Below are 10,956 nucleotides of genomic sequence, written 5' to 3' on the forward strand. Positions count from 1 at the left end.
GGGTGGATTCGAGCATTCGGTTGATCACTGTCGAAGCTGTGTTGCAGCCGCTTCTGCGACCTCGTCGAGGAGCGGAAGTATGGTGCTCGCACCGGCTGTGGGGATGTCGATGAGTACTCTGTGAACGCCCAGTTCTCCGAGCCGGTCGATGATCTCACCGATGCTCGGCCGGATCTTCTGGAGTACGACCACCTGCAGGTCCGCGAGGTCCCGGCCGGCTCCATTCCACGCCGAATGCAGCTGGGGGAGTTGGGTTCCGAGGGTGTCGACCACATCGTTACCCATCGGGATCCAGCCGTCGCCCCATTCGGCAATGCGCCGAAAGTTGATGGGACTGGCCCGCGATCCCAGCAGTATCGGTGGATGCGGGTCTTGCAGTGGTTTGGGCCACACCCTGCTCGGCGACAACCGAACATGGTCACCCGCGTAAGTGGCTTCGTCCGCTGTCCAGAGCGTCTTCATGAGTTCGATCTTCTCGGTGACAACCGCGTACTTGGCCTCCGCAGCGAAGCCGTGATCCTCGAATTCGTCGTTGTTCCAACCAAACCCGACACCCATCACGAATCGGCCCCCCGACATCACATCCAGCGTGGCGATCGCCTTGGCATAGGAGATCGGATCATGGCCTCCGGGAAGCGCGACGCAGGTGCCGATGACGAGATTTGTTGTCGCGGCCACCTGCGCGAGTCCGACCAGCGGATCCCACAAACGAAAGTAACGCTCCGGCATTTCTCCGCCACCGGGGAACGGTGACCGGCGCGCACTGGGAATGTGTGAGTGTTCAGGCAAGAACAGGGAATCGAACCCGCGCTCCTCGGCGGCCAGGGCCAGATCGACAAGAGGCATCGACTGGTCGGTGCCACCGTAGTGCAGTCCGACCGCAGGCCGGAAAGCGTCAGTTCCGTTGCTTCGCCGACCGGACCTGCTGCCGTCGTGTGACGCGCGGGCAGCGCTGTTCATCGCAGTACCTTCCTGTCTGGGCTCCGGCGAAGCGGCTGCGTGTGCCGGATTCGGTTGTGGGCTCGAAACACGCTGTCCTGGTGGAGGATCGACTTCATTAAAGCTGGTTTGTTGCTTCGGCACTTGTGCGTATGGTGTCCATCCGGCTCTCGATGGTGTCGAGGTAATGCGGGTGAGTGATGATGTAGGGCAGATTCTGCGCTATGCCTCGGGCCACATGGTCGCCCGCTGTTGCCGGATCCATGGCGCTGTTCCCAGTTCCCTTGTTGTGACCGACATCCGTGACATGGCCACCCAAGCTTGCCGTGTTCTGATCGAGGTTCGACACCACCAAACCAGGGCACAGCACGGATACCCCGATACCGTGCGGCGCCATTTCGGTACGCAGAGCCTCGGATAAGGCAATGACAGCGCTCTTCGCCGCGCTGTACGCGCCCCGGCCCGGGGCGCCCGAGAGCAACCCCATCACCGACGCTGTGTTGACGATGTGTGCGCGCCCGCGTGCGCGCATGTCCGGGCCGAATGTTGCGACGCCGTTGAACACTCCGGTCAGATCGATGGCGATGAGCATGTCGAAAGTCTCCGGGTCCATGTCGATCACATCGCACCCATTGAAACCGATTCCAGCGTTGTTGACCAGGATGTCGACTGGTCCGAAGGCAGCTTCGGATTTGGACTTGGCCACCGCCCATGCCGCGCGATCGCGTACGTCGAGCGCAACTCCCTGGAACCCGGACCCACGCGATCCGATAGCCGTTTCCAGCGATTTCCGGTTGATGTCGGCAATGGTGATCGAGATGCCGCGATCGGCCAGTGCACCGGCGATTCCGAGGCCGATACCGCTTGCGCCACCGGTTATGAATGCGTGACGCGCAGAGGATAGATCCATGCTTTGAACTCCGTTCGAGATGTCCATCGGTGTCATGAAAACTACTGGGAATCTGATGGATTGGACATGCTGTTCGATCGCCACGAAGGCTTCGTGGTGCTCTCCGGAACTCGGCTACTCCCACGTCGAGTGTCAATGCGCGGGAGTAACCGAGTTGGATGTCGTGGCGAGCGGTCGGTGCCGCGTTGGGCGCTAGTTTGTCATCCAGATCTTTTCGGGCAGTGGTGAACCCAGGGTGTACAGCTGAACTCCGTGCACGTTTTTGGCGTACATCACCGAAGGCGCCGCCTTGATGTACCACGATGCCGGCACCAATGTGGTGAGACGCTCCTGAACGGTTTCGTACGCCGCCTTGCGCTCGTCTGTCCCTTCAGCAAGGCGACCGGCATCGAGGGCGTCGTTGAGTTCCGGGTCATCGAGGCCGGAGAAGTTCCCGGGGGAGTCGCCGTGGAAGGCGGTCCACAACGCGTAATCCGGATCTTGGGTGACCGCGGACGAGACGATCATGTCGAAGTCGCGGGCGCCGGCCCGTGCGGTGACAGCACCGTAGTCGCCGACCTCGACCTCGACGTTGACATTGTCGAACTCGCTCAGTTGGGCCTGCACTGATTCGCCGGCCCCTTTCGTTTCCGTTGTGGGGTACGCGAGGAACGAGAAGGAGACCGGGTTTCCCTCTGCTGCAAGCTCATTGAACAGCTCCTGGGCAACTTTTTTGTTCTGCTCATTGAGTGGGATATCAGCGTAATAGGGGGATCCTTCAGGGAACAGTGTCTGAGGAACCTGGCCGGTACCGAAGTAGACGGTTGAGTTGATCACTTCCGGATCGAGGGCGAGTGCGACTGCCCGGCGAGCCCGTTCATCTTGGAACGGCGCGCGAGCAGAGTTCATGACGAGGAGCTGACCGCCACCGGCGGACACGATCTCGGTGGAGATTCCGGCGGCTTCGGCCTTGTCCAGGGTGGACCAGCTGGCCTCCATGCTGAGATCGGTGCCGCCTGTCGATATCGCGTTGAAACGCTGCTCGGTGTCGGCCACGGTGCGGATGTTGATCTTGTCGAGATAGGGCCTGGGTGCATCCCAGTAGTCGGGATTCTTCTCGAGTTCGATCTGGTTTTGGCGGCTCCAGCTGGTCAGGGTGAATGGGCCTGCACCGACTGGGTTTTCGTCGAAGGCCTTCCGACCCTTCTGCAGAGCCGCCGGCGAGGCGATCCAGTTCATCGCGGTCGTCAAGATGCCCTGCGCGAAATGTGGATTGCGTGCTGCCAATGTCACTTTCAGTGTGGTGGGGTCGACCACCTCGGAGTTGCTGACCTGTGCCGCCTGTCGGACGGCGGTGGAGCCCAGGTTGGGGTCGCGCAGTCGGTCCCAGTTGAACTTGACGGCCGCGGCGTCGAGCGGAGTGCCGTCGGTGAAGGTGAGTCCGGGCTGCAGCGTGAGGTTGAAAGTGTTGCCGCCATCGGTGGTGGCGAAGCCCGTTGCCATGTTGTATTCGACCTCGAGTGTCTCGAGATTGTTGATCATCAGCGTTCCGTAGAGGGCGTTTCCGAGTATCGGCTGATGCGCCCAGGTGTTCGACAAGGCGGCCGGGTCCAGGCTGCGCGGTTCACCCATCTGAATCGTGCGCAGCGTTCCGCCCGCCACCGGATCGCCGACGTCGGCCGCCGATCCGGAGCCAGAATTCTCGGAATCCGTGCCGGCGCAAGAGCTCAGGAGCAGCGTGGCGGCGCATGCCGCCGCAACTGCAGTAACAACGTATCTGGATCGGAACATCATCGACCTCTCGGGAAAGGTTGGGAAACCACAGGAACCGCGGACGAGAAAAGTGTGAGGTGTGACTGGTGAGGCGGAGTCTCCACACAGACGATTCGTTGGGAGGGCCTGGGAACCAACGGTTCTCTTCTGTGAACCGTGCGCTCCGCCGACCATCCGAATCAAGCGCGTGACCCTAGTAGGAGAACACAACTCTCGAAAAAAAAGAACAGCGGAGTCGAAACTTTCCGAGACTTCGGCGTACCAGGTGGCCTTTTCTGCTTCGTCCGATAATTCCGGATCGAAATCGTTGACAGAACTGTTTCGATAAGACGCCGAATCGAGTAATGTATGGCTAGTATACGCAATTCACCGGCGAGGTTCTTCGGGGATCTGAGGCCGGCGGAACGATGTTGTAAATTCCGTTCTCAAAACCGAAAAGGGGCTATTCAAAACGTGTTCACATCGGGCATGATTGACCTCTGTGAACACTTTGGAACATCTCCACGACCTGGCCGGAAAAGTTGCGATCGTCACGGGTGGATCCCGTGGCATTGGTAGAGCGGTTGCCCAAATTCTTGCCGAAGCGGGAGCAGACGTCGTGATCGCGTCCCGGAAGCTCGACTCATGCGAGCGCGCCGCCGACGAAGTGATGGCATCGACTGGGCGCAAGGTACTTCCGATTGCGTGTCACGTCGGACATTGGGATGACTGTGAGCGTCTGATCGACCGGACACTCGAACACTTCGGCAGACTCGACGTGCTGGTGAACAACGCCGGTATGTCACCGCCCTACAAGAATCTCGATGACATCACCGAGGACTTGTACGACAAGACGCTCGGAGTTAATCTGAAGGGGCCCTTCAGATTGGCCGTCCGCGCCGGAACCCACATGGCCGAGAACGGCGGCGGTTCCATCATCAATATCGGTACTGCCGGATCCCTCGTCGCCAGCGTCAGGGAGTTGCCCTACGCATGTGCCAAGGCCGGTCTCAATGCCCTGACAGTTGGATTGGCCGATGCATTTGCGCCGACAGTGCGGGTCAACGCCATTCTGCCCGGTCCCTTCCGGACGGATATCTCCAAGTCTTGGGCGCCGGCCGAGGGGGAAGATGCGCCGTTCGTGCCACTTCGGCGCATGGGACGACCGGAAGAGATCGGTCCACTAGCACTCCATCTGGCCAGTGCTGCATCAAGTTTCACCACAGGGGCGATCATTCGTGTCGACGGTGGAGTCACCCGAAAAGTCTGATGAAGAAGGAATCAATGACCGATAATCAGCTGTTGCAAGGCAAAGTGGCCATCGTCACCGGAGCCGGAGGAGGGATTGGCAGTACGTATTCGAAGGGGCTCGCCGAGGCGGGTGCAGCCGTGGTTTTGGCTGACGTGAATCTCGAAGCCGCGACCGCGGCAGCTGAGAAGCTGTCCGCGGCAGGCCATCGCGTCCTCCCTGTTCGTGTCGATGTGAGCGACGAAGCCAGTACAAAAGAGATGGCGGCCACCGCGGCCGATCATTTCGGGTCGGTCGACATCCTCGTGAACAATGCGGGGTTGATGGCAGAGGTGGTCGGTGAAGGGTCCCTCACCATGATGGATCTCGAACTCTGGAACCGCACTCTCGCAGTGAATCTCACCGGTCCGCTCCTTTGTAGTCGTGCAGTGGTGCCGTACATGAAGGAGCGCGGCTACGGCAAGATCGTGAACCAGTCGTCGAGTGGTGCATTCATGGCCGCACAGGCATATGGCGTTACCAAGCTGGGGTTGGTGAGCATGACGGTGTCACTGGCGCGGGAGTTGGCGCCGTTCGGGATTCGGGTGAATGCGATCGCGCCGGGCATGGTCAACACGGAAGCCGGCTCGATCGCATCGCCCCCGGAGCTCAAGGAAATGGTCAAACACGCAATTCCGTTCCCCTTCGGAGAACCGGAGGAGCTGAATCCGGGTCTGCTGTACCTCGTTTCGTCGGGCAGTGACTGGGTGACCGGCCACACTCTCAACATTGACGGCGGCTGGGTTGTACGGGTCTGAAGTCGCTTCTTCACAACACTTCTAACAGTCAGGAATTCGCATGAAGCATTACTTGCTGGTTGAATCACATCCTTCCCATCCTGATCGATTGGACGAATTCAACAAATGGTACGACGAGGTCCACATACCGGAGGTGGTGGCGCTTGACGGGTTTGTCGCCGGAACTCGACTCGTGGCGGCGGATCCAGACGGCGGTCCGTCGGTGACGCTCTACGAACTCGAGGGTGATCCCCACAAGGCGAAGGAAAATGTACATCTCGCGGCGGCGGCGAAGCAGTTGAACATGTCGGATTCGCTGAGTTATGGACCGATCCCGACAATGCGGATCATGGCTGTGAAGTCGGAGTATTCCAAGCCGCGTTGATTGGGTAAAGGGTAAAAGTATTCGAGGCCGTCATCTCCGGATGACGGCCTCGAATGTTTTTCTAGTGTCAGCTCGGCAGGTTCGCCGGAATCCAATTCGGATCACGCTTTTCCATGAATGCTCGCATTCCCTCGCGCGGCTCTTGCGACGTTTCGAGCGCGCCGAACATCGTCTCGTAGTCGAACAGCCCGTATCGCTCGTTGAGCATTCGTTTGACCTGAGCTCGTGCGATCGGCGCCGATTGCAATATCTCACGTGCTGCCTGGAGTGCGGCCGACCGCAGGTCTTCGTGCGGCACCACCCTGGAGATCACCCCGAGTCGCAGTGCCTCCGCCGCATCGAATTTGCGTGCGGACAATATCAAATCGCGTGCTGCCGCGAGTCCGACATGTGCGGGCAAAGCGGCGGCGAAGGTCGCGTCCGGGATTCCGCGCAACAGTTCGGGCACGCGGAACGTGGCCCGGTCGCTGGCGACGGCGATGTCGGACATCATCGCAACCAGTAGTCCGCCGGCCTGACAGATTCCGTTGACGGCGGAAATCACTGGTGCGCGGCTGTCCCGGATGGTCAGGAAGGGTACGACATCGCTGCCCGAAAGGCCCTCCGGCAGGTTGTCACCAGGCTCGGTGCGTCCACCCAGATCGCCGCCGGGTGCAAATACGTCGTCGACTCCGGTGATGATCAGCGCGGCCAGGTCCCGATCGGAGTTGACGAGGCGAACCGCTCGTTTCAAGCCGTAATACATCGCAGGGGTGAATGCGTTTCGAGCCGACGGCCGATCGATGGTGCACCATCCGATGGAACCGTCGCGCTCGAATCGTAAACCGTTGGCTCCTAAGTCATCTCCCATGGGGACACCTACTCCATTCTTGGTTTTGAGAACGATGATCTCGCAAAGGCGAAGCCCGGGAACACCGTTCCCGGGCTTCCCGAAACTGTTGTTGGTGTGGACTGACGTCAGGCAGTCAGGTCGATGAGCACTTTTCCAATCGCTTGACCATCTGCGACCATCCGGAGAGCGTCTGCGGTCTTGTCGAGTGGGAACTCGGCGCCGATGTGCGGGACCGCACGCCCGGAGACGAGTAGATCGGTGAGCTCGGCCTCATTTCGGCGGAACTCTTCCGGCGGGATGTCTTTGAATTGGAAACCGTTGACCTGCACACCTTTTACCAATATCAGGTTGAGCGGAATCTTCGGAATGACACCGGATGCGTACCCTATCGTGATGAAGCGACCGCCCGGGCGTAGTGCCCGCAGAGCAGGCTCTGAGAGATCGCCACCCACCGGATCAGCAACGATATCGGCACCTTGGGGGAGCGCAGCCTTCAATGCCGTTCGCAGATCGTCGGTGCGATGGTTGATGAGGTTGCTTGCGCCGTACGACGCTGCCACGTCGAGCTTTTGGGTGCTCGACGCGACTGCGGTGACCGTTGCGCCGAGTGCAACGCCGAGCTGAACGGCTGCGATTCCGACGCCACCACCGGCACCGAGAACGATCAATTCGTCGCCAGGCTTGAGGTGAGCCACCGATCGGAGCGTGTGGTACGCCGTCCGGTGGGCCACCCCGAAGGCTGCGGCGACGCGCGTCTCTACACCGTCCGGGATCCGGCGGAGCGTGAGCTTGTCGGAGGCGATGATGATCTCCTCGGCGAAGGCGCCGACGAACCCGGTACCCGCAACGCGCTCGCCCACGGCGACCGAGTCGACTCCGTCGGCGACTTCGGCCACCACGCCGGCGAATTCACTGCCGGGAGTGAATGGCGTCGGGACGGTGACCTGATACTTGTTGGCCACCAGTAGTACGTCCGAGAAGTTGACGGCTGCGGACTCGATGCGGATCCGTACCTGCCCTGCCTCCAATGGGGGTGAGGGGAGTGCTTCGATCGTGATGGTCTCGGGGGTCCCGTAGTCCGAGCAGATTGCTGCGCGCATATGAAATCACTTTCCTGGACGGTTGGGGCGTCGCGACGTTCGGGAATTGCCTGTTGCCGTGGCCGCTACTGCGTGGCAGCGAGTTCGTAGCGGCGGCGGTATTCCTCTTTGGACGTCTCGCGGATGTCGACGTCGGTGGCGCGAGCACGGAGTGCGCCCACTGTGGCGTCCTCGCGCGCAATGTGTTTGAACGGATCCCAGCCGAAGAAGTTCGCGGCATTCTGATGGGTGATCTTGTTGATCTCGTCGTCCGAGCACTCGGAATCGTCGAGTTCGGCCTTCAGGATCTCCGGTGACCGGGGCCAGGTGGAGTCCGAGTGCGGGTAGTCGCACTCCCAGGCGATGGTGTCGATGCCCAACTTGTTGCGGTTGCTGAGACCACTGGGCTCGGTGATGTAGCAGGCGAGGAAGTTGTCTCGCCACACGTCGGTAGGTGTTTTACCCCTGGGTAGGAACGTGAATCCGGTCCACGACTGATTGACGATATTGCGCTCCAGCCGGTCGAGCCACGGTGCGACCCATCCGATGCCGCCCTCACTCATGGCAATCTTGAGTTCAGGGAACTTCTGGAAGGCTCCGCTGAGCATTATGTCGGTTGCGGCGATGGTGGAGATCAGCGGTGTCAACACCATCATGCTGTCGATGTTGGCCCCTTCCGGCCGTTGGATCAGGCTGAAGCCGCCACCGATGTGCAGGCTCAGGACGATTCCGTGTTCCACGCATGCGGCGAAGATCGGGTCCCAGTAGCCGGACGCGAAGTCGGGGTAGCCCGACCCGTAGGGCGTCTCCGGGATACTGATCGACCGGCATCCCATGGCGGCCAGGCGGTGGACCTCTTTGACCGACTCGTCGATGTCGAAGAAGGGGAGGATGCCCAGCGGGATGAAGCGGCCGGGATGGGCGTCGGGGACCTCGCCGACCACCCAGTCGTTGAACGCCCTGCAGGCCGCCAGCGACAGGGCCTTGTCGGGCAGGCTCGCCAGGTGGGTGCCGGCGAAGCCGGGGAAGGTGGCGAACAATGTGGAGGCGAGGATGCCGTTGGCGTCCATGTCCCGAACGCGCAGGTCCATGTCGTAGACGGCCGGTCGCATTTCGGCGTACCCGGTGGGGTCCATGCCCCATTCACCCTTCGGCCACGAGATGACGGCGTTGAGTCCGGAGCTGCCGACCACCTTGTCCTGGAACTGCCAGGCCTGGACCCGCGGGTTCCGTGGATTGGCGGTCAGTTTCGGCGCCTGGTCCATGAGGTGCTTGGGGAAGTGCTTTTCGAAGATGTCGGCAGGTTCGACCACGTGGTCGTCGATGCTGACCATCACCATGTCGTCAATGTTCATCGGGGATCGATCCTCTCCATGGTTGCGCAGAGATGTCGGCAACCTCGTCAATTCAGGTGGTGGACTTAGAGCTGTGTCGGTCCTACTTCTGTGCCGTGATCGGTGCGGCGAGCCCCTGCTCGTCGACGATCCGTTGAATTTTCACCAGCGTCTCGTCGAGTCCGGCGCCGATTCGCGGGCCGGGGGTGAAGGTGGCCGGGAGTTGACGCATGCCCTGGATCATGCCGATGGAGTCGTAGTGCACGGCGCCTTCTGGGTCGCAGTGGTAGTCCGGCATCCGATCGAGCACTGCCACGAGCATGCGCTTGAACACGGTTCGCGCCAGGTTCGACCCGATGCAGCGGTGGACGCCCAGTCCGAAACTCAAGTGCCGGTTGGCTGTACGTTCGAGATCGACCTTGTTGGGCTCGTCGAAGACCGATGGATCCCGGTTGGCCATCGCCCACGAGAGGAACAGGCGCTCACCTTCCTTGAACTCGATGCCGTTGATTTCACCGTCTTCGGAGAAGGTGCGGCCGTCACCGGGTGTCGGACAGAAGAAGCGTAAAAACTCTTCCGTCGCCGAGTCCAACATCGTGTCCCGCTCCCGGCTGAGGATCTCGCGTTGGTCGGGATTCTGTGACAACCATTCAATCGAGTGGGACGTCAGTGCTGTGGTCGTGTCGAACCCTCCGCCAATGAGCAGACTGATGACGCCGAGAAGCTCTGCATCGTCCGGCTTCTCGCCGTTGATGGTGGCGCGGACAATCGCGTCGACGAGCCCGGGCCGCGGGTTCTCCCGGATTTCATGGAGATTGAGCAGGAGGTCTGCACCCATGGCTTGGTGCAGGGCACTGATCCGCTGAATGTCGGGCGAATCAGGCGGGGTGTACATGGCCGCGTGCACAGGTTCGCAGTAGGCGGTCCACTTCACAACCGGGATGCCCAGCATGGCCAGCGTGATGACTGCCGGAACGATATTCGCCAGATCATCGATGAAATCGATGCTGCCCGTTTCGATCTTCTCGTCGATGCTGGCTCGGATCACCTCATCGATGATCGGGACCCACTTCTTGATGGCAGCGGGCGACAGATAGGGGTTGAGGATCGCGCGAAATTCGCGATGTTCGGGATCATCCATTTCCAGGATGCCGCCACGGATGCGGCCTGCCGACCTGATCGCAGTCGGGATCATGATCCCCTTGTATCCGCGGCGGACTCCCTTGATGTCGTTGTCGTTTGACAATCCGACCGATCGGGCGAGGGTGAAGACTTCTTCGGCACCTGCGGCAACCCAGTGGCCGTCGTAGGTGTCAGACCAGGCCATCGGGCACTTGGACTGCATCTCCTCGGTGATCTTCGAGAAGTTGTCGCGATAGTCCGCTGCGTGCCGGTCGAACTGGAATACCGGTGCCCTGCGATTGGTCTGTGCTGCAACGTTGTCGGTGCTCATCGCGCTGTCCTCTCTGGTGTCTTGCCGGCGGCGTTTGCGGATTGGGGGTCGCCCGAAAAGGTGCTGATTGCCTGCTCCGGGCAGGAACGGACAGCCTCTCGCACACTCTCCTCGAGATCGGCAGGAACATCACCGTCGATTGCCGTCGCATGACCATCGATATCGCTCAGATCGAACACGTCCGGTGCGGCCATCGCGCACAACGTGTGCCCTTGGCATAGTTCTGGGTCGACCTTTACCTTCACGATTGCCTCAATTCGTAGCTGAA

The 10,956-nt window shown here is 60.8% G+C and carries 10 protein-coding genes and 1 pseudogene; 3 read left to right on the plus strand and 8 right to left on the minus strand.

Features of this window, described 5'->3' with window-relative positions:
* Positions 1 to 24: 24 nt before the first annotated feature.
* From AC1D75_RS11425 to AC1D75_RS11435, 3 genes are all read right to left on the minus strand, one after another.
* A complete protein-coding gene (locus tag AC1D75_RS11425) occupies positions 25 to 960 on the minus strand; it encodes a TIGR03619 family F420-dependent LLM class oxidoreductase (RefSeq protein WP_495515331.1) in 936 nt (311 codons plus the stop codon).
* Between the two features lie 97 nt (positions 961 to 1,057).
* Positions 1,058 to 1,849 (minus strand): SDR family oxidoreductase, encoded by a 792-nt coding sequence (locus AC1D75_RS11430; protein ID WP_482143875.1) that lies wholly within the window; start codon positions 1,847 to 1,849, stop codon positions 1,058 to 1,060.
* A 192-nt stretch (positions 1,850 to 2,041) separates the two neighbouring features.
* The gene (locus AC1D75_RS11435; RefSeq protein ID WP_482135043.1) at positions 2,042 to 3,619 is read right to left on the minus strand and encodes an ABC transporter substrate-binding protein; all 1,578 of its coding nucleotides are present in this window, start codon (positions 3,617 to 3,619) and stop codon (positions 2,042 to 2,044) included.
* A 472-nt stretch (positions 3,620 to 4,091) separates the two neighbouring features.
* Between AC1D75_RS11435 and AC1D75_RS11440 the strand changes: the two genes are divergently transcribed.
* From AC1D75_RS11440 to AC1D75_RS11450, 3 genes are all read left to right on the plus strand, one after another.
* Positions 4,092 to 4,850: an SDR family NAD(P)-dependent oxidoreductase gene (locus AC1D75_RS11440; RefSeq protein ID WP_482137213.1), complete on the plus strand. Its 759-nt coding sequence runs from the start codon at positions 4,092 to 4,094 to the stop codon at positions 4,848 to 4,850.
* 14 nt (positions 4,851 to 4,864) lie between these two features.
* Positions 4,865 to 5,626 carry an SDR family oxidoreductase gene (locus tag AC1D75_RS11445; protein WP_482135042.1) on the plus strand — a complete coding sequence of 254 codons (762 nt, stop codon included), beginning with the start codon at positions 4,865 to 4,867 and terminating at the stop codon, positions 5,624 to 5,626.
* 88 nt (positions 5,627 to 5,714) lie between these two features.
* Entirely contained in the window at positions 5,715 to 5,990 is a 276-nt protein-coding gene (locus AC1D75_RS11450; RefSeq protein WP_482135041.1) for a hypothetical protein, read from the plus strand.
* A gap of 67 nt (positions 5,991 to 6,057) precedes the next feature.
* Here the strand turns inward: AC1D75_RS11450 and AC1D75_RS11455 are convergent, their stop codons facing one another.
* The 5 genes and pseudogenes from AC1D75_RS11455 to AC1D75_RS11475 form a co-directional block, all read right to left on the minus strand.
* Positions 6,058 to 6,840: an enoyl-CoA hydratase/isomerase family protein gene (locus AC1D75_RS11455; protein WP_482135040.1), complete on the minus strand. Its 783-nt coding sequence runs from the start codon at positions 6,838 to 6,840 to the stop codon at positions 6,058 to 6,060.
* Between the two features lie 107 nt (positions 6,841 to 6,947).
* Positions 6,948 to 7,922 (minus strand): NADPH:quinone oxidoreductase family protein, encoded by a 975-nt coding sequence (locus AC1D75_RS11460; RefSeq protein WP_495515332.1) that lies wholly within the window; start codon positions 7,920 to 7,922, stop codon positions 6,948 to 6,950.
* A gap of 65 nt (positions 7,923 to 7,987) precedes the next feature.
* Positions 7,988 to 9,256, minus strand: a complete 1,269-nt coding sequence (locus tag AC1D75_RS11465) for an amidohydrolase family protein (protein WP_495515333.1) — start codon at positions 9,254 to 9,256, stop codon at positions 7,988 to 7,990.
* An 82-nt stretch (positions 9,257 to 9,338) separates the two neighbouring features.
* Positions 9,339 to 10,688 (minus strand): cytochrome P450, encoded by a 1,350-nt coding sequence (locus tag AC1D75_RS11470; protein WP_482135037.1) that lies wholly within the window; start codon positions 10,686 to 10,688, stop codon positions 9,339 to 9,341.
* Positions 10,689 to 10,753: 65 nt separating this feature from the next.
* Positions 10,754 to 10,933 (minus strand): annotated as a pseudogene (locus tag AC1D75_RS11475) (ferredoxin); the annotation flags it as partial.
* Between the last annotated feature and the right edge of the window lie 23 nt (positions 10,934 to 10,956).

This window comes from Williamsia sp. Y712 (genome assembly GCF_059445525.1).